General features: G+C 63.8%; 20 protein-coding genes. 12 read left to right on the top strand and 8 right to left on the bottom strand.

What is annotated here, in order from left to right; genetic code table 11:
• Positions 1-3 precede the first annotated feature (3 nt).
• From BLR80_RS08290 to BLR80_RS08275, 4 genes are all read right to left on the bottom strand, one after another.
• Entirely contained in the window at positions 4-654 is a 651-nt protein-coding gene (locus tag BLR80_RS08290) for a LysE family translocator (RefSeq protein ID WP_092078545.1), read from the bottom strand.
• 20 nt (positions 655-674) lie between these two features.
• Positions 675-1,007 (bottom strand): hypothetical protein, encoded by a 333-nt coding sequence (locus tag BLR80_RS08285; RefSeq protein WP_092078542.1) that lies wholly within the window; start codon positions 1,005-1,007, stop codon positions 675-677.
• Positions 1,008-1,081: 74 nt separating this feature from the next.
• Positions 1,082-1,741, bottom strand: coding sequence for a YiaD family glycine zipper/OmpA-like lipoprotein (locus BLR80_RS08280; RefSeq protein ID WP_092078539.1), 660 nt, complete (start codon positions 1,739-1,741; stop codon positions 1,082-1,084).
• 83 nt (positions 1,742-1,824) lie between these two features.
• On the bottom strand, positions 1,825-2,847 hold the full coding sequence (locus BLR80_RS08275; protein WP_171906383.1) for a phospholipase A: 1,023 nt from the start codon (positions 2,845-2,847) through the stop codon (positions 1,825-1,827).
• 244 nt (positions 2,848-3,091) lie between these two features.
• Here BLR80_RS08275 and nifE point away from each other — a divergent pair, with 244 nt between their 5' ends.
• From nifE to BLR80_RS08250, 5 genes are all read left to right on the top strand, one after another.
• Positions 3,092-4,441, top strand: coding sequence for a nitrogenase iron-molybdenum cofactor biosynthesis protein NifE (gene nifE, locus BLR80_RS08270; protein WP_092078534.1), 1,350 nt, complete (start codon positions 3,092-3,094; stop codon positions 4,439-4,441).
• Positions 4,429-5,748: a nitrogenase iron-molybdenum cofactor biosynthesis protein NifN gene (nifN, locus tag BLR80_RS08265; RefSeq protein WP_092078533.1), complete on the top strand. Its 1,320-nt coding sequence runs from the start codon at positions 4,429-4,431 to the stop codon at positions 5,746-5,748. The genes nifE and nifN overlap by 13 nt, the downstream gene beginning before the upstream one ends.
• 140 nt (positions 5,749-5,888) lie before the next feature.
• Complete coding sequence (locus BLR80_RS08260) at positions 5,889-7,205, top strand: sensor histidine kinase (RefSeq protein ID WP_171906382.1); 1,317 nt, start codon at positions 5,889-5,891, stop codon at positions 7,203-7,205.
• 40 nt (positions 7,206-7,245) lie between these two features.
• Entirely contained in the window at positions 7,246-8,628 is a 1,383-nt protein-coding gene (locus BLR80_RS08255; protein WP_092078530.1) for a sensor histidine kinase, read from the top strand.
• A 44-nt stretch (positions 8,629-8,672) separates the two neighbouring features.
• A complete protein-coding gene (locus BLR80_RS08250; RefSeq protein WP_092078529.1) occupies positions 8,673-9,128 on the top strand; it encodes a response regulator in 456 nt (151 codons plus the stop codon).
• Between the two features lie 63 nt (positions 9,129-9,191).
• On the opposite strand, the gene BLR80_RS08245 is transcribed toward BLR80_RS08250, so the two are convergent.
• A complete protein-coding gene (locus tag BLR80_RS08245) occupies positions 9,192-9,542 on the bottom strand; it encodes a zinc ribbon domain-containing protein YjdM (RefSeq protein WP_092078527.1) in 351 nt (116 codons plus the stop codon).
• A 19-nt stretch (positions 9,543-9,561) separates the two neighbouring features.
• A complete protein-coding gene (gene rpsA, locus BLR80_RS08240) occupies positions 9,562-10,821 on the bottom strand; it encodes a 30S ribosomal protein S1 (RefSeq protein ID WP_092078525.1) in 1,260 nt (419 codons plus the stop codon).
• 365 nt (positions 10,822-11,186) lie between these two features.
• On the opposite strand from rpsA, the gene BLR80_RS08235 reads away from it, so the two are divergent.
• Together BLR80_RS08235 and BLR80_RS08230 are read left to right on the top strand one after the other, a co-directional pair.
• The gene (locus BLR80_RS08235; protein ID WP_092078523.1) at positions 11,187-11,981 is read left to right on the top strand and encodes an amidohydrolase family protein; all 795 of its coding nucleotides are present in this window, start codon (positions 11,187-11,189) and stop codon (positions 11,979-11,981) included.
• A gap of 133 nt (positions 11,982-12,114) precedes the next feature.
• Entirely contained in the window at positions 12,115-12,516 is a 402-nt protein-coding gene (locus BLR80_RS08230; RefSeq protein WP_092078520.1) for a hypothetical protein, read from the top strand.
• A 33-nt stretch (positions 12,517-12,549) separates the two neighbouring features.
• On the opposite strand, the gene recQ is transcribed toward BLR80_RS08230, so the two are convergent.
• Entirely contained in the window at positions 12,550-14,136 is a 1,587-nt protein-coding gene (recQ, locus tag BLR80_RS08225) for a DNA helicase RecQ (RefSeq protein ID WP_245691426.1), read from the bottom strand.
• A gap of 94 nt (positions 14,137-14,230) precedes the next feature.
• Here recQ and BLR80_RS08220 point away from each other — a divergent pair, with 94 nt between their 5' ends.
• Positions 14,231-15,493 carry an MgtC/SapB family protein gene (locus tag BLR80_RS08220; RefSeq protein ID WP_092078514.1) on the top strand — a complete coding sequence of 421 codons (1,263 nt, stop codon included), beginning with the start codon at positions 14,231-14,233 and terminating at the stop codon, positions 15,491-15,493.
• Positions 15,494-15,525: 32 nt separating this feature from the next.
• On the opposite strand, the gene BLR80_RS08215 is transcribed toward BLR80_RS08220, so the two are convergent.
• Positions 15,526-16,449 (bottom strand): SdiA-regulated domain-containing protein, encoded by a 924-nt coding sequence (locus BLR80_RS08215; protein ID WP_171906381.1) that lies wholly within the window; start codon positions 16,447-16,449, stop codon positions 15,526-15,528.
• 135 nt (positions 16,450-16,584) lie between these two features.
• Between BLR80_RS08215 and BLR80_RS12715 the strand changes: the two genes are divergently transcribed.
• From BLR80_RS12715 to BLR80_RS08200, 4 genes are all read left to right on the top strand, one after another.
• Complete coding sequence (locus BLR80_RS12715) at positions 16,585-16,938, top strand: YajD family HNH nuclease (protein ID WP_143012115.1); 354 nt, start codon at positions 16,585-16,587, stop codon at positions 16,936-16,938.
• A complete protein-coding gene (locus tag BLR80_RS08210) occupies positions 16,935-17,267 on the top strand; it encodes a hypothetical protein (protein WP_245691424.1) in 333 nt (110 codons plus the stop codon). Before BLR80_RS12715 ends, BLR80_RS08210 begins: the two co-directional genes overlap by 4 nt.
• Before the next feature lie 395 nt (positions 17,268-17,662).
• Positions 17,663-18,238, top strand: coding sequence for a GIY-YIG nuclease family protein (locus BLR80_RS08205; RefSeq protein ID WP_092078508.1), 576 nt, complete (start codon positions 17,663-17,665; stop codon positions 18,236-18,238).
• Between the two features lie 227 nt (positions 18,239-18,465).
• Positions 18,466-18,672 (top strand): hypothetical protein (locus tag BLR80_RS08200; protein WP_216095196.1); only part of this gene is annotated, 207 nt, incomplete at its 3' end.

Below are 18,672 nucleotides of genomic sequence, written 5' to 3'. Positions count from 1 at the left end.
GCGTCAGATCCCACCACGACTGCAGGCCAGTCGCAATCCCAGCGCCGCCAGCACCAGCGCCGTCAACCGGTTGGCGGCCCGGCCAGCGAGAGGGCCGGCCAGCAGCCGGCGACCCAGACCGGCCGACAGCCAGGCCAGTGCCCCGAACAGCAGCAGCGCCTGCAGCATGAACAGCAAACCCAGCAGCAGCATCTGCAGCGCCAGCGGCAGCCCCCCAGGGGTAACAAACTGCGGCAGAAACGCCAGAAAAAACAGCGACACCTTGGGATTGAGCACATTCATCAGCAGGCCGCGCCGCCACAGGACCGCGGCCGCCGCCACGGCGCTGGTCGCATCAGGGCGGGAGGTCAAGCCCGCTGGCGGCTGCAGCGCCGGCGCCCGCCAGGCCTGCCAGGCCAGATACAGCAGATAGGCCGCGCCCAGATACTTCAGCAGGCCAAAAGCCAGCGCCGAGCTGTGAAAAATGGCCGAAGCCCCCAGAGCGGCAGCCAGGGTATGGATACTGATACCGCTGCACAGACCCCAGGCCGTCCACAGGGCTTCGCGCCGTCCCCGCGTCACGCCCAGGGTCAGCACATAAAGATTATCCGGCCCCGGCGCCAGGGTCAGCAGCACAGCCGCCAGCAGAAATGAACCTATCTGAACCGCGTCCATCACCTATTTCCTTTGTTCGGTCAAGGCCGGCGGCGACGCTCGAAGGCGTTGCGCGCCGGATCACCACTGATGTGCAGGCCACAGTGCAAACAGTGGCGCAGATAGAGCGGCACGACACCATTGAGGTGAAAAAAGTTGCCACACTGGGGGCAACGGCAAAAGGCCGTCAGATTGGCCGCCACGCCCACCAGTACCACCCAGCCGGCGAAAAACAGGCCGGTCACCCGGTCGGACTGGCTGATCTCCAGCACCAGCCAGATCATCGGCAGATAAACCGCGATCATGACCCATAAAAACAGCCGACGGCGGCGCAGACGCCGCATGCCGGCAACAAATTCAGGGGAGGTCGACATTCCCGCTCCTTGTCGGAAACCGTAGCCCCGGCATGAAAACGTTCATGACGGGGCCGATGTGATGGCGTGGTCGGCTACAGCGGCGAAATCTTCAATTCCACCCGGCGGTTGAGCTGACGGCCATAGTCACTGGTATTGTCCGCCACCGGGGCGCTCTCACCGAAACCCACCACCGTCATGCGGCTGTCGGCCACACCGTTGGCCAGCAGAATATTGCGCACCGCCGCCGCCCGCCGCTCTGACAGCTGCTGATTGAGTTCCTCGCTGCCGCTGCTGTCGGTATAACCGGCGATCAGCAGTCGGGTCTTGTGGTACTGGGTCAGCACCTGGGCCAGCCGCACCACATCCTGCTGGGCCGCCGGCCGCAGACTGAAGGAACCGACATCGAACTGGTTGTCGGAGCGGAAGGTGACATGAAGCTCATCGCCGACCCGCTCGATCTGCACCCCTTCCACCGAGGCCAGAGCCGTGCGCAGGGCTTCTTCCTGCCGGTCCATGTAGTAACCTATACCGGCACCGGCGCCGGTTCCGACCGCGGCACCGATACCGGCGCCGATCAGGGTTGCCTTGGTATCGCGACCGGCCGCCTGTCCCACCAGGGCGCCAGCGGCCGCCCCCGAAACAGCGCCGATGGCTGCACCCTTCTGGCTGCGGCTCATGGGCTGGGCGCAGCCGGACAGCCCCAGCGCCAGAGCGGCCAGGGCACCAACGAAAACGCAGGCTTTCCTTGTCATGATCTTTCTCCTTCGATAAAGCGGGCGCGCTGAAACGGGCACCGGATGAAACCGGCAGCCGGTGCGGGCCGCAGCGGCATCGGCTACAGGCCGTTGGCCAGGGTGACGCCCAGGCCCAGACGGTTGCTGCTGCGGTTGTAATCGATCAGCGTTTCACCATAGCCGTTAAAATACTGGATGTAACCGTGCAAATGCTCAGTCAGGGGAAATATCCATTCGAGCTGTACGGCGCCCTTGTTGTCGCCGCGCCGCAGGTTGTTGCGCCACTGCAGGGCAAACAGCTGTCGACCCAGACGGTAATCCAACCCCAGCTCACCATAGCCGAGATAGCGCTGGATATCGGGGTTGTCATCGCCACCGCTGGAGGTCGGCCGCGCCTTGCGCTCTTCCGGCAGCCGATACCAGGGTTTCAGATGCAGGGTCAGCGGTCCCCGCGACAACGCCAGATCGGCATACAGACGGTTCCAGCTGCGCGACTGGCTGCCGCCTCGCCCGTTGGACTCATGAATGAAGCCCAGACTCAGACGGCTGCCCGCCAGCCCCAGCGACGCCAGCACCTCCGGCAGGGTCAAAAACAGTTCCGGCGCATAGTTGGTTTCACGAAACGGACTAGAAAAATCGCTATTATACGCCTGCCACAACGACAGCTGGCTGTAACCGGCCCACAGATCAACCCGGCTACCGAACAGCTGCTGCCACAGCGGCACCTTGACGCTGAACTGAAATTTGACCTCGAAACGGTCGATATCCTCCCCGGCCAGGGCGCAGCGGGAACCGGCGATCTGGCGGTCGTAGGTCAGTGGCAACAGATAGTTGCGCCGATGCGCGACCAGGGCGAAAGGCAGGCGGCTGGCCAGGGTTTCCGCCTGGCCACGGCGCTGCAGATCCGACACCGCCGGTTCCAGCTGGGCCAGGCGCGCCAGCATTTCGTCGCGCGCCGCCGGGTCGCAGCAGCGCTGGCGCAGCTGCGCGATGCTCAGGTGATCGTACAGGCCACTTTCCGCCACCTGCACCAGACAGTGAGCCTCCTCGGCACTGAGCAGCTGCGCCGCCACGGTCTGCGCCAGCGGTCCGGCCAGCAACGCCAGCGCCAGCAGACCCGCCACCCCCCAGCCTGTCCCTCGAATCCTTGCGGACCACAGCCCTTGCATCACACCTCCCTGATTGTCGGTTGCCCACCACCTGCACAGGCCGCCAGCCGGATTGCCTAAAAACAGCGCAGCCAGCCCGGCTGGCACCGCCGCCTGACCGCTTGAATACGGCAAATCCCCCCAACCCCGGCCGGCTTGCCACAGTTCTTGCTTGAGTCTCGGAGGCAGTGCCCCCCTGCCCCCTGACCGGAGGATTGCCATGCAGCGCCGCCAGATCCGCGAACTGCTGCAGGAAGATGCCTGCAGCCACAATGCCGGGCGCGTCAGCGCCTGCAACCGTCCCAAACCCGGCGCCACCTCGGGCGGCTGCGCCTTCGAAGGTGCGCAGATCTCCCTGTTTCCGCTGGCCGACGCCGCCCACCTGGTGCATGGCCCCATCACCTGCCTGGGCGCTTCCTGGGAAACCCGTCTGACCCTGACCAGCCATCCCGGCACCGATTTCACCCAAATGGGCTTTACCACCGACATCCGCACCAGCGATGTGGTGTTCGGCGGCGAGACGCGGCTGCGTGCCGCCATCGACCAGATTGTTGAACAGTACCAGCCGGCCGCCCTGTTCGTCTATGCCACCTGTGTCACCGCCCTGATCGGCGACGATATCGCTGCCGTCTGCCGTCAGGCCAGCGCCGACCATGATCGGCCGGTGGTGGCGGTGGAGGTACCCGGCTTTGCCGGCGGCAAGAATCTCGGCAGCCGCATGGCCGGCGAAGCGGTGTTGCAGCAGCTTATCGGCACGGCGGAGCCCCGCCAGACCACGCCCTTCGACATCAACCTGATCGGCGATTACAACGTCACCGGCGATCTGTGGCAGTACCGCCCCCTGCTCGAAGAGGTCGGCATCCGCGTCCTGGCCAGTCTCAGCGGCGATGGCCGTGTCGCCGATCTGCGCTGCGCCCATCGCGCGCGCCTCAATGTGCTGGTCTGCGCCAAGTCGCTGGTCAGCCTCACCCGCAAGATGGAGCAGCGCTACGGCATCCCCTGGATCTCCGCCTCGTTTTACGGCCTGCGCGATACCAGCAACAGTCTCAACGCCATCGCCGCCGCCCTTGGCGACGCTGACCTCATCGCCCGCACCCAGGCCGTCACCGCCCGCGAGGAAGCCCGCCTGACGCAGCGGCTGCAGCCCTACCGCCAGTGCCTTGAGGGGAAAAAGGCCGTCATCAACACCGGCGGCAACAAGGCCTGGTCCATCGCTTCGGCGCTGCAGGATCTCGGCATCGAGGTCGTCGCCACCTCGGTCCGCAAGTCGACCGAGGACGACAAGGCCCGCGCCCGCGCCTGTCTGGGCGAAAAGGCGCTGCTGATGACCCAGCCGGCCAGCCAGCAGCTGCAGGCCATCGAGGACTTCGGCGCCGATCTGCTGCTGGCCGGTGGCCGCAGCCTGTACACGGCGGTTAAAAAACGCATCGCCTTTATCGATGTCAATCAGGAAAAGAAAAAGAGTTACGGCGGTTACAATGGCCTGCTTAACCTAGCCGAAGACATCAAAAATGCCCTGCAGAATCCAGTGTTCCACCTGGCCGGCACGGAGGCCCCATGGCTGCGCTGACTTCCACGCCCGCCAGGGCGCTGCAGATCAATCCCTTCAAGTTGTCGCAGCCCATGGGCGCGGCGCTGGCTTTTTTCGGCATTGAAGGCTGCCTGCCGCTGATGCATGGCGCCCAGGGCTGCGCCTCGTTTACCAAGGTGTTCTTCACCCGTCACTTCTGCGAACCCATCGCCATTCAGACCACGGCAGTCAGCGATATCTGCGCCATCCTCGATGGCGGCGATGCAGGCATCGCCGAAGCGCTGCGTACCATTGGCGAAAAATCCCGCCCGGCCCTCATCGGCCTGCACAGCACCGGCCTGACCGAAACCAAGGGCGACGATCTGCAGCGCGCCGCGCGCCAGCTTGACCAGGGCGAGAACGGCCTGCCGCTGGTGTGGGTGGCCACGCCGGATTACGAAGGCGGCTTCGAAAGCGGCTGGGCGCTGGCCACCCGCGCCCTGATTGAGCAGCTGGTGGAACCGCAGCCCCACTGCACACCGCATCAGCTGGCCCTGCTGCCCCATGTCAGCCTGCAACCACTGGAGGTCGAGCGCATCAAGGAGCTGATCGCCTCCTTCGGCTTTCGTGTTCTGGCCCTGCCCGATCTGTCCAGCGCCCTCGACGGCCATCTGGGGCAGGGCCAGTCGGTGCTCAGCGATGGCGGCCTGCCGCTGGCGGAGCTGCGCACGCTGGCGCGCTGCTCTCATGTGCTGGCCATCGGCCAATCCATGCGACCCTGCGCCGAGGCCCTGCAACGCAAGAACCCGGCCATGGAACTGTGGAGCTGCGATCACCTGCAGGGACTGCTGGCAACGGATGCCCTGATCGAGCGACTGCTGGCGGCCAGTGGCCGCAAACGGCCTCCGCTGGCGGTGGCGCGCTGGCGCAGCCGCCTGCAGGATACCCTGCTCGACTGCCACTTCGCCCTCGGCCAGACCCGCTTCGCCTTAAGCGGCGAACCCGACCAGCTGGTCGGACTGGCGGCCGCCCTGGGCGAAGCTGGCGGCCAGGTGGTTCTGGCCGTGGCCAGCACGGCCACGCCGCAGCTGGCCAGTGTGGCCGCCGACAGGGTTCAGGTCGGCGATCTGGCCGATATTGCCGCGGCCGCGACCGACTTCGATGTGCTGATCGGCAATTTCCACGCCGAGCGGCTCAGTCATCAGCTGGGCAAGGGCCTGCTGTTGCGGGGCTATCCCAACTGGGAGGAGCTGGGCTCACAGCTCAAAAGCGATCTGCTCTATGAAGGCAGCTGCCATTTTCTGTTCGAGGCCGCCAACACCGCCGAACGCTGGCGCAGCCAGCGGCACGGCACCCCCCACGCCTGACACAATTCTCATCGGCCGGCCACGAGACAGCCGGCCGATCTCTGCTAGACTGCAAGCGGGGCAAGCCGGCAGGAGCGCACCCGCCCTGCCCCGCTGCCGCTGTTTCTCCTTCTTCCTCTATGGCTTCGGAGATTGCCGGCGTGTTTTCCCTTGATCTGCTGTTCAACCTGGCGTTGCTGGTGGCTCTGAGCGTGCTGTCCGGTTTCATCGACAAACGCTGGGACCGCAACCGTCGCAGCGGTCAGCTGCTGCAGGGCCTGCTGTTCGGCGGCGCGGCCGTGCTGGGCATGCTGCGGCCGCTGGTGGCCGGGCCGGGGCTGATCTTCGATGGCCGTTCGGTCATGATCAGCCTGTGCGCCCTCTTCTTCGGTCCCGTGGCCGGCAGCATTGCCAGCCTGTTGCCCCTCGGCCTCCGTATTCAGCTGGGCGGCGTCGGCACCCTGGTCGGTTGTCTGGTCATTCTGTCCTCCATGACGCTGGGCTGGCTTGGCCACCGGCGTCTGCGCCGTTCAGGGGCCTTGCCGTCTACCGGGCAACTGCACGGTTTCGGCCTGCTGGTCCATCTGGCCATGATGGCCCTGATGCTGGCCCTGCCGGCCGAACTGGTCTGGACCGTTGAAAAAACCATCGGCCCGCCGGTGTTGCTGTTCTATCCGCTGGCCACCATTCTGGTCGGCAAGATCCTGACCGATCAGCTGACCGCCCGCTCCGCCCTGCAGGCGCTGCAACGTCAGGCCCGTGAACTGCAACAGCGCAACGTCGAGCTGGAACGCTTCAACCACACCATCTCCCACGACCTCAAATCACCACTGGTGACCTCGATGGCGTTCCTGAGCTTTCTCGAACAGGATCTCGCCAGCGACAACCGCGAACGCATTGCCAGCGACCTGCACCATCTGCGCACCGCCACCCGTCAGATGGAGCAGCTGCTCGATGGTCTGCTGCGCTTCTCGCGCCTGGGGCAGCCGGGGGAGCCGCCACAAAGCTTCTTCTACGATGAACTGATCGAGGAGGTGCAGGTGCTGCTTGGCGGTCTGTTGCAGCAGCATCAGGTCGCGCTGGAGATCCGGCCCTGTCGGCTGCGCCTGCTGGCCCAGCGGCCCAGGCTGCTGGAGCTGTGGCAGAACCTGATCGAAAACGCCATCAAGTACCGGCGCGCCGACCAGCCCTTGCAGATCCGTCTGGGCGTCATCAGCGAGCCGACCGCCACAGCCCGCTTCTATGTGGGCGACAACGGCCAGGGTATCGAACCCGGCTATGCCGAAAAAATCTTCGGCCTGTTCGAACAGCTCGACCGCAACACTCCCGGCAGTGGCCTGGGACTGGCGCTGGCCAAGCGCATTGTCGAGCAATACGACGGCCGTATCTGGGTGGAATCGGCCGGTGCGGGACAAGGCTGCTGCTTCTTCTTCACCCTGCCGGCGGCCCTGGCCGATCCGCGGCCGCCCCGTTGCTGAAATCACGGCTTTCACCTTTTACGCTCAAGGAGTCTCCTGTATGAACCGGGCTACCTGCAGCACCACCGCCGCGCCGGCGGCTCAGCAGCTGCGCCCCGGCCGGATCGCGGCAGGCATCGCGGCGCTCTATCTGCTGTTTTCGACCATCTGGATTCTCGTCAGTGACCGCCTGCTGCTGCAACTGGCCAGCGACGGCCACCGCCTCAGTCAGCTGCAGACCTTCAAGGGCATGCTCTTCGTGGTGCTCAGCGCCCTGCTGGTGTTTGTGCTGGCCCAACGCAGCCTCAGCGGCATCCGCCGGACGCAGGAGGTTTTGCGCCACAACGAACAGCGCCTGCAGGACATCCTCAACGCCACCGGCGCCGGCAGCTGGGAATGGAACCTGCAAACCGGCGCCCTGGCGATCAATGAGCACTGGGCCGCCATGATCGGCTATTCGCTGGCCGAATTGGAACCCCTCAGCATCACAACCTGGCGCCGGTTGGCCCACCCGGAGGATCTGCAACGCAGCGAAGCCCTCATCGCCCGCCATCTGGCCGGCGAATTGCCCGCCTACCGCTGCGAGGCACGGCTGCGCCACAAACAGGGCTACTGGATCTGGGTGCTCGACTGCGGCCGCGTGGTACAGTGGCACGACGGTCAGCCCCTGCTGATGGCCGGCACTCATCAGGACATCAGCGCCCTCAAGCAGCTGCAGGAGGATCTGCAGCACAAAAACCGCGAAATGGAGCAGCTGATCTACAGCGTTTCACATGACCTGAAGAGCCCGCTGGTCACCATCAAGGCCTTTCTGGCGCTGTTGCGGCAGGATCTGACAGCCGGCGATGACGCGCGCATCACCAAGGATCTGAACTATCTTGATGGCGCCGCCAGTCGCATGGAACAGCTGCTGGCCGGTCTGTTGCAGCTGTCACGCGTCGGCCGCCTTGAACAGCCGGCCCAGACCCGCACGGTCAACAGTCTGGTGCAGGACAGCCTGGCCGCCCTGGCCGGCCGCCTGCAGGATCACAGCATCCAGCTGCAGATCGCTGACATGCCCCAGCTGCTGCGGGCCGATCCGCTGCAACTGGTGCAGCTGTGGCAGAACCTGATCGAAAACGCGATCAAGTACCGTGGCCAGCAGGCCCAGCTACGCATCGACATCGGTGTGCGCAGCAGCAGCCCGCCGGTTTTCTATGTGTGCGATAACGGTCTGGGCATTGAGCCGCAGCAATGCGAACGCATCTTCGGCCTGTTCACCCAGCTCGACCCGAATGCCGAGGGCAGCGGCCTGGGACTGGCCCTGGCGAAAAAGATTGTCAGCCATCAGGGCGGCCAGATCTGGGCCGAATCCGCAGGCCTTGGCCGGGGCAGCTGTTTCTGCTTCACCCTGCCGGCAGCCCTGCAGGCGGCCACAATGCTGCCCGAGAGCCCGGCGCCCTAGCAGGCTGTTTGCCAACAGTCCGCCAGACCGGAAAGGAGACCTTCATGGAAGGAGAAGCCATTGTCATTCTGCTGGCTGAAGATGAGCCGGCCCATGCCGAAATCGTACGGCGGACGCTGGAGCAGTCGCGCATTGCCAACCGCCTGATCCATGTCAGCGATGGTCAGCAGGCCCTTGATTATCTCTACCGCCGGCCCCCCTTCGCCGAACCGCAGCAGGCCCCGCGACCGGGGCTGATTCTGCTTGATCTGCGCATGCCGCGGGTCGACGGCCTGGAGGTGCTGGAGCGGGTCAAAAGCGACCCGGCGCTGGCCAACATTCCCGTGGTGGTGCTGACCACCTCGGCGGCGGAAAGTGACCTGCTGCAGGCCTATGACCGCCATGCCAACAGCTATGTGGTCAAACCGGTCGATTTCGCCAAATTCACCACCCTGATGGAAACCCTCGGCTACTACTGGCTGATCTGGAACCGTGTGCCGCAGGGCGACCCGCGAGCCTGAAAAAAAACTCCGTGCCTCTTGCGGGGCACGGAGCGGTCGACAATCTTCCTTGCGTTGCGTCCGCTATTGCTTGCGGACAAACTCCGACTTCAGTTTCATCGCCCCGATGCCATCGATACGGCAATCAATGTTGTGATCGCCCTCGACCAGGCGGATGTTCTTGACCCGGGTGCCCACCTTGACCACCTGGGACGAACCCTTGATCTTCAAATCCTTGATCACCGTCACGCTGTCGCCATCCTGCAGCGGGGTGCCATGAGCATCGCGCGCCAGCACGGCACAGGCAGCCTCCGCACCGCCCTGCGGCGTCCATTCATGGCCGCACTCGGGGCAGATCAGCAACAGACCATCGGGGTAACCGTACAGCGAACCACACTGGGGGCAGGGCGGCACAGCCGTCTGCTGTTCTGTCATCGCCATCCTCCTGCCGGCTTCACCGGCGCCGCTCGCGGCCGCGTGTTTTCTTGTCCTGACTGGCGCGCAGCAGATCACCCAGGCTGCCCAACCCGCTCCGGCCGGCGCCAGCGGTCGCCGCCGGCCGCTCGTTCCAGCTGGTCGGCGCCACCTCGGCAGCGGCCTCGGCCGGCACCAGGGCAATACGGTGGGCCGCCTCGTCGATGCTCTCGATGGCAACCGCCAGCGGCTGACCTTCCTGCAGCACCTCGCGCGGGTGGCTGATGCGCTTGCCGGCACCCAGGCGGGAGATGTGCACCAGACCATCGATGCCCTCATCGAGCTGGACGAAGGCGCCGAAAGGCGCCAGCCGCACCACCTTGCCCTGGTGGGTACTGCCAACGGGGAACCGCTCACGCACCTGTCCCCAGGGATCGGCCAGGGTGTCGCGCAGGCTGAAGGAGAAGCGCTCCGCCTGCCAGTCAAGGCTCTTGACCATCAGCTCCAGCTGCTGGCCCACCTGCAGCAGATCGGCCAGATTCTCCACCCGGCCGTAAGACACCTCGGCAATGGGCAACAGCCCCTCGATGCCGCCGATATCGACAAAGGCGCCGAAATCGCGGATGGAGGTTACCTCACCCATCACCCGCTGGCCCTCCTTGAGGGTTTTGCGGAGTTCCTCACGACGGGCCCGCCGTTCCTCTTCCAGCACCGCCCGGCGCGAGACCACAATGTTGCGCCCCTGGGCGCCAAACTGGCTGATCTTGACCGGAAAGCTCTGGCCGATAAGGGTCGCCGGATCGTCCTGTCGCCGCAGGCCGATCTGCGAAAAGGGGCAGAAGGCGCGCGCGCTGCCCGGCAGGGCAATCTCGTAGCCACCCTTGATTTCCTTTTCCACCCGGCCTTCCACCGGAATCCCACTGCGCCAGGCCTCTTCCAGCTGGGCCGCGCCCGCCGGGCCGGAGCCGATACGACGGGTAAAGCGCAGTTCACCACCGGCGCGCGACATGAAATAGACCGCCACCCGTTCGCCGACCTGAGCCGTCAGGGCGCCAGCGTCATCCTGCAGTTCGCGCACATCGAGCACCCCCTCGCCCTTCTGGCCGACATCGAGGAAAACCCAGTCCTGTCCAATCTGCAGAATGGTCGCCTCGATCTGCTGACCGATCTCAAGCCGGCCAGTACCGCTGAGGCTCTCTTCCAGCAGGGCGGCGAAATCGCCCTCGGTCATCTCCTCATCGGTCAGGGCATCCTGTGCGTCCAGCTCCTCTTCCCGTTCATCAAACAGCTTGTCATTCATGATTTGCCGCTTCCTTATGTCAAACGCTCTGTTGCCATGGTCCGCCCGTCAACCGCCTGATGACTGCCGGGCGGCCGGCAGCTTAACATGACCGGCCGGTCATCGGCAGCAAAATCGTCGCATTTTCCCCGCCCCACCCCCTTGCAGCCCTGCTGGCCGGCGGGTAAGGTTTTGCGGCAAGGTTTGTTCACCCTAGGATGTTGAAAAAGTCCCATCCAGGGCTTTTTCAACGACGCAAGCCGAAAATGCGATTTCCGTCTTGCTCACAAAATCAATCCATTACGAAGTAATGATTGATTTTGGTCGCCCGTCCATGGGCTCCAGCAGGCTGTTTTTCAACAGCCTACTAAGCGCCAGAGGCCAGCATGACCAGCGAACCGATCTTCGACGCCCATCTGCACATCATCGCCGCCGGCTTTCCACTGGTAGCCAATCAGGGCTATCTGCCGCCGGCGTTTGACTGTGCGGCTTATCGCGCCCTTAGCGAACCGCTCGGCATCTGCGCTGGCGCCGTTGTGTCCGGCTCGTTCCAGGCCTTCGACCAGAGCTACCTGCTGGCGGCGCTGCGCCAGCTCGGTCCCAGTTTTGTCGGGGTGACCCAGCTGCCGGCAACGGTAAGCGATGCCGCAATCCTCCGACTGGACCGCGCCGGCGTGCGCGGCCTGCGTTTCAACCTTAAACGCGGCGGTTCAGCCGGCATTGATGAACTCGACCGCCTGGCACGGCGGGTGCACGAAATCGCCGGCTGGCATTGCGAACTGTACTGCGCCTCGGCCGAACTGGCGCCCCTGTTCGACCTGCTCAGCGCCCTGCCGGCGGTCAGCATTGATCATCTGGGGCTGACCGCCACAGGTTTCGATGTGCTACTGCGCCTGGCCGAACGTGGCGTGCGGGTCAAGGCGACAGGCTTTGGCCGGGTGGATTTCCCCCTCGCTCCGGCCCTGCGCCAGCTCTATGAAGCCAATCCGGCCGCCCTGCTGTTCGGCACCGATCTGCCCGGCACCCGCACGCCACGCCCGTTCCAGGCCACGGATCTGGAACGGATTCGCCAAACCCTCGGCCCGGTCGGTGCCCGTCAGGTGCTGTACGAAAACGCCCGCGCCTTTTACCGGCTCGATGCCGCCGCTGCGACGCCGGCCCAGCAGCCAGCCGCGCCATGACCGCTGACCCTGCTGGTGCTCCTGAAGGCCGTACCGCTCATCCTGTGGTTCTGGCCGCTGTAACCCGCTGTGGCCGGCGGGACAACAAGCGTCACCGGCAAGACAGGCGAGTATCGAACGACAGGGAGCAACCATGAAGCAAAAACCCGGCCCCGCCAATCGCCACCGCCTCGCTAGCGTCCTGATCCTGATCGGCGCCCTGCTCTGCTACAACCTGCTGGTCGCGCCACAGCAGCGGCTGGCGGCCGAACTGCTGGCGCCGCTGCGCTGGGCTGGACCGACCCTGCTGATTGCCGGCCTGTTGCTGCGGCGCTCAGCGGCACCGCCCCAGGATGACCGGCACAGAACCGGCCGCAACCGCCGCCGACTGGGCGGCGCCGGTCTGTTGCTGTGCCTGCTGGCCCAGCTAGCGGCCTGGCAGGCACCGCAGGATGAAGCCAGGGGCCTGCTGGCGACCCTGGCGCTGCTGGTGCTGGCCGGTCCGTCGCTGATCCTGCTGGCGCTGGGCCTGCTGCCCAGCGACCGGCGTTCCTGAACCCTCCCGTGCGCCACCTGGGTCAGGTCGCCGTCAGCGGCGCCGCAACCGCAGCTTCCGGCCCCGCCCGGCCGGGCGCTCGCCGCCAGCAGCGGCATCCTTCAAACGGGGGCGCGCCAGCCACAGCTGCTGCTGGCCAGTCAGCAGCGGCCGGGCGGCCTCGGTCAGCTTGAGCACGCCATAATTGGCGACATCGGGGTAGAGATAACCCAGATGCACCAGCTGCCGCACCAGCCCGGTCCAGCTCTCAACCGACACCTCGCTGCCAATGGCGAAGGTGCTCAAGCGGTCGTGCCCCAGCTGCAGCACGCGCTGGTTGCGCTGGCCGCGCAGCACATCAATCACATGGCCGGCGCCAAAACGCTGACCGACGCGATAAACGCAGGACAGCAGCTTGCGGGCGTCCTCGGTGGCGTCGTAACGCTCGGGCGGATTGAGACAGAAATCGCAGTTGCCGCAATCCTCGGCCAGCGGCTCGCCGAAATAGCCCAGCAGTGCCCGCCGCCGGCAGGTCAGCGGTTCGGCGTAGCTGACCATGGCGTTAAGCTTGTGCAGTTCAATGCGTACCTGTTCGGCATTGCTGCCCTTGCTGATCAGACCGCGGGCAATGCTGATATCGCCATAACCGAACAGCAGCAGCGCCTCCGCCGGCAGCCCGTCACGACCGGCGCGGCCGGTTTCCTGATAGTAGCTTTCGATGTTCTTGGGCAGATCGTAATGCACCACAAAGCGCACATTGGGCTTGTCGATGCCCATGCCGAAGGCCACCGTCGCCACCACCAGCCGCAGCTCATCGGCCAGAAAGGCCTCCTGCACCGCCTGGCGCTCGCCATCGGCCAGCCCGGCGTGGTAGGCGGCCGCGGCATGACCGCGCTGGGCCAGCTTGGCGGCAATCTCCTCCACCCGCTTGCGGCTCAGGGCGTAGATGATGCCGGACTGGTCACGCCGGCGGCTGAGAAAGGCCTCCAGCTGGGCAAAGGGTTTGAGCTTTTCCACCACCCGGTATTGAATATTGGGGCGATCGAAACTGCGCACAAAGGTTTCAGCCTGCTCAAGGCCCAGGCGCGCCACCACGTCCTGGCGCGTCTGACGGTCGGCCGTGGCCGTCAGGGCAATGAGCGGCACCTGCGGAAACAGCTGGCGCAGGCGGCCGAGCTGAACGTATTCGGGGCGGAAATCATGGCCCCACTGCGACACGCAGTGGGCCTCGTCCACCGCGATCAGCGCCAGCGGCACCTCCCGCAGCCGTTCGAGAAAGGCCGCGCTCATCAGCCGTTCCGGCGCGATATAGAGCAGATCGAGCTGCTGCCGGTGCAGCCGCGCCAGCACCTGGCGGGCCTGTTCCGCCGTCAGGGTGGCGTTGTAGCAGGCCGCCCGGATACCGGCGGCGGTGAGAGCATCGACCTGATCCTTCATCAGCGACACCAGCGGCGATACCACCAGAGCGGTACCGGGCCGGTGCAGGGCCGGAATCTGGTAACAGAGGGACTTGCCGGCGCCGGTGGGCATCAGTACAAACACATCGCGACCGGCGATCAGGCAGTCGATGATCTCCTGCTGCGGCGGCCGGAAGGCGGCATGGCCGAAACGTTGCTGCAAGCTGTGCAAGGGGCTGGTCACACAAAGGCTCCCTGGTATCCTGAGAAAAAAGGGTCTCTTCCGGGGGTCGCTGACAGGCGGCGTTGCCGGCGCGGCCCCCCGTGAAAGGATCGTCATGACGGATGTCTACGACCTGAGTCTGAAACTGGCCACGGCCCTGGCCATCGGCCTGCTGATCGGCAGCGAACGCGGCTGGTACGACCGCGACAAGCGCGACGGCAGCCGCGTTGCCGGCATCCGCACCTTCAGCCTCATCGGCCTGCTGGGCGGCGTGGCCGCCCTGATCGAGCCGCAGCAGCCGCCCTGGCTGCTGGCCGTCGCCTTGCTGGCGGTCACCGCACTGGTGGTGGCCGCTCATCTGCAGGACGTGCGCAAGGATCGGGACGTCGGCGTTACCACCGCCTTCGCCATGCTGCTCTGTTTTGTCCTGGCGGCCTGGGCCTGCCGTGGCCGACCGCTGCCGGCCATCGGCCTGACGGTGGTGGTCATGGCCCTGCTCAGCAGCAAACCGCTGTTGCATCGCTGGCTCGGCCGCGTGCAGCCACAGGAATTCTTTTCCACCATCAAGCTGCTGGTCATCTCGCTGGTGCTGCTGCCGCTGCTGCCCAACAAGGGCTACGGTCCGTGGCAGGCCCTTAATCCCTACTGGATCTGGTGGATGGTGGTGTTGATCTCATCCCTGTCCTTCGCCGGCTACCTGGCCGTGCGGCTGCTGGGACAGAAAAGAGGCATCCTGCTCACCGCCGTGGCCGGCGCGCTGGTGTCTTCCACCGCCGTCACCCTGAGTCTGGCCCGCCAGGCCCGGCTGCAGCAGCGCTACCGTCTGCTGGCCGCCGCCGCCCTGCTGGCCTCGGCCATCATGTGCGTGCGGGTACTGGTCGAGGTGGCCGTGGTGCATTCAGCCCTGCTGCGCCAGCTGTGGCCGCCGCTGCTGAGCCTGATGGCCGGACTGCTGGCCGGCGCCCTGTGGCTGTGGCTGCGGCCCGACAACGGCGCGGGCGAAACCACCACCGGTCTGGAGCTGAAGAATCCACTGCAACTGGCCATGGCCTTGCAGTTCGGTCTGCTGCTGGCGCTGGTGCTGGTGCTGGCCAAGGCCATGAACGCCTGGTTCGGCCAGCAGGGTCTCTATGCCTTGGCGCTCATTTCCGGTCTGGTGGATGTCGATGCCATCAGCCTGTCGCTGGCCCGCTCGGCCCGTCAGGGTCTGCCGGCCGAAGCCGCCAGTCTGGCCATTGTGCTGGCCTGCGTCAGCAACACACTGGTCAAGGGGCTGCTGTTTGTCACCATTCTCGGCCCGCGCCACCATGGCCGCCTGCTGCTGGGCCTGGCGGCACTGTTGCTGCCGGGACTGCTCAGCCTGCTGTTTCTGCTGTAGCGGGCGGTTGAAAAGGTCACGGCCGGGGCTTTTTACAGGCTGTTTTTCAGCCGCTTGTCCGCCGCCGCCGGCGCGAAGATGTAGAGCAGATTGGGTTCGCTGCAGATATACAGGGTGCCACGGCCATCGAGCACCAGCCCTTCGGCCTGCTTGATGCTGTGATCCAGACCGGCATGGCCCTTCTTCAGCCACAGGCGCGACCGTTCACGGCCGTGCTCGTCCACCTCCACCACCGCATGGGATTCGTCACTCAGCAGCAACAGGTTGCCGGTCCGGTCACAGTGGTACAGATCCGACAGATCCTTCAGCCCCAGACCGTACCGCTGCACATCCCAAGGGCTGTCAATCCGCACGCTGCCGCCCTCCTGCGCCGGCAGCTGCAAGCGATAAAGCTGGCGCGGCCGCTTTTCCTTGGCCAGATGAAAATGCGCCCTGGCCGCGTCCCAGCCCACCCCTTCAAGCCCCTTGTTGCCGGCCTCGGTAGCATCCACCAGATAACGCCGGGCATCGACATAGGCAATCCGGCTGGCGCCGGGCGGCACCACCAGCAGATTGAGCAGCCGGCGGCGCTCCTCGATCAGGGCGAAACGCTCGCCACCCAGCCAGACCACCCCTTCGGTATCCTCAAAGCCGTCCAGCTCAATCTGGCGCAGCAGCGTGCCGTCAAGAGCCACCTCCAGCAGCCGGGCCGGCTGATTCATCACCACAAACAGCGTGCCGCTGACCGCATTGTAAGCCAGCCCCGAGGCATTACGCACGGCCGGGCCAAGCACCACCGGCGGCCCCTGCAGCACATAGCGCTGCAGGCCCAGGCTGCCCGCCCTGCCCAAAACGTCAGCCTCGCCCAGGTCGCCAGCAGCCGTGAGCGGCGGCGCTTCCTGCTCAAAACAGCCGACCAGCGTCAGCAGCGCCAGCAGCACAAGTCCGGCCAAGGCGGATCGAAGACGTCTGTTCATCGGATGATTCTCCTTAAAATCCGCCCTTTTCAGCCTCTTGCCAAACGGGTCGTGACAGGGCAGGATAGAGACACCGCCGCATTCCGGCAACCGCTTTCTCCCCCATTGCGCCCGCCAACCCCCAAGGAGCTGTACATGCGCCCCACCGACGAGATTCTGGCCGAAGCCCGCCGCGACGCCCTCAAACGCCAGGACGGCTACCGCGAACAGGCCCTCAAACTGTTTCCCCATGTCTGCGGCCGCTGCTGCCGCGAATTCGAAGGCAAGAAACTGCGCGAACTGACCGTCCACCACCGCGACCACAACCACGACAACAACCCGCCCGACGGCAGCAACTGGGAACTGCTGTGCATCTACTGTCACGAACAGGAACACGTCCGCGCCATCGAACAACAGCGCGAAGCCAGCGGCCCCACCGCCATCAGCAAACCGACCCTGAACCATTCGCCCTTCGCCGCCCTGGCCGAACGCTTCAAGCCGCAGTCATGAACAAGCCACAGCCCAAACCCGCGCCAACGCCAGCAAGTAACGCGCAAGCCGCAGCGCCCCACCAACAGATAAAGGCGCCGCAATCGCCCTGGTTTGCCGCCAAACGCTACGGCATTGGCTGGGGCCTGCCCATCACCTGGCAGGGCTGGCTGGTTCTGGGCGGCTACCTGGCCCTGCTGCTAGCCGGCGGCGCCGTGGTCGAAATCGCCAGCCACCCCTGGCGGCTGCCCTTCTTCCTCCTCTATGTCCTGCTCCTGTCGGCCCTTCTTTGTTATATCTGCTACAAAAAAGGTGAAAAATTCGCCCTTCGCTGGGGCGGAAAACCCTGAATCCAGAGCAACATCTCCAACAGCCATCACCACCGCGCCAACAAACCAGCAGTGCCAGAAACACACCCGCCGGCGCCTCGCTGCAAAAATCAGATTAAGACAGAGACAGAATTAATCGTTGACAGTAAATAAGCCCGGTGCGATAAACGCAGGGTAATTTTTCACTATATTTACGAATGTTGTTTAATTTTTCAGCAGGCATTCAGACAGGGAAATTTCCGTTTTTTACCGCTGTTATGCCCATAGGTGGAAAATATTGGATACAGCAAACATGGAAAATATGTTTCCAGATTTTGGTCGCCAATATCGTAATAGATAGAAAAGTTGCCTGCCTATAAAAGGCAATAAGTGGAAATTTTTTGAGATATTGGGAATGTTAGGCAGAAAGAATATTTATGGCACAAAATCCATTTTATGTTTATGCCCTAAAAGACCCACGCCAAAGACCTTCAAAGCCATTCTACATTGGCAAAGGAACTGGTAATCGCGCCTGGGAACATCAGGCGAATATCGACGAATCAGAAAAAGGTCAACTTATCCAGCAGATTAAAGACTCTGGTCAAAATGTAATCCACACTATTCTTGCAGACAACTTAACTGAACAACAGGCACTCAAAATAGAAGCAGAACTTATCTCGGCATTCGGAATCCGCTCGCAAGGCGGTTTGTTGACAAACCGCGTAAAACCTAATCCTGAAAATATTAGCCGTCATGTCAGAGCAAATATTCCAGACGGCTGCTACGAAAAAGCTCAGATGGCACTCAAACTTATGAAGTCTGCCGTAATGGAGCTAGCCAAGGCCAACCCCCACGGCATTTCAAACTCAGATGCCGCAAAATATCTAGGTCTGCAATCCGACTACGGTGGTGGCTCAAAAGATTACCTCAGCTACAGCATAATTGGTCTACTCATGAAAGAAGGTCGGCTTCAACGAACCCTCAATAGAAAGCACGTTGCCACAGGTGAGTAACTGCCTAACTCGTAAATTTTATCCGTAAACGAAAATGAGGCTCCTCGCTGTTTCAAGTGGGTTGAGGAAATTTGAGCTTGCCGGCAATCAGATACGCCATGAGCTTCTTGCAAAAGTACATGCGGCCTTCCGAATGTATTTGATGCAACCGCATATAAGTCGAGCCCCAGAAGCAACCATCTGATATTGTTAGGTTACGACGCCAAACAACTGTCAGGAGGTTGCCAATGAAGCTCAAGGCCAAAGTATCATGGTTGATGGGAACAGTACAGCAAAGTCTATTCCCCTATCTTGACGAAAACCTGCCCGATCCGTTGACAAAACCGGAGAAGCGCCTGGTCAAGATCCTTGAGCTGGTTCAGATCGAAAAGCATGTCCCAGTCAGCCGCTGCCGGCAATGGCTTGGGAGGCCGATCAAAGAGCGCGAAACTATC

The sequence above is a fragment of the Desulfuromonas thiophila genome, from assembly GCF_900101955.1.
GTDB lineage: Bacteria > Desulfobacterota > Desulfuromonadia > Desulfuromonadales > Desulfuromonadaceae > Pseudodesulfuromonas > Pseudodesulfuromonas thiophila.
Note: the sequence above shows the minus strand (reverse complement) of the source record. Positions and strands in the feature narration are given on the sequence as shown.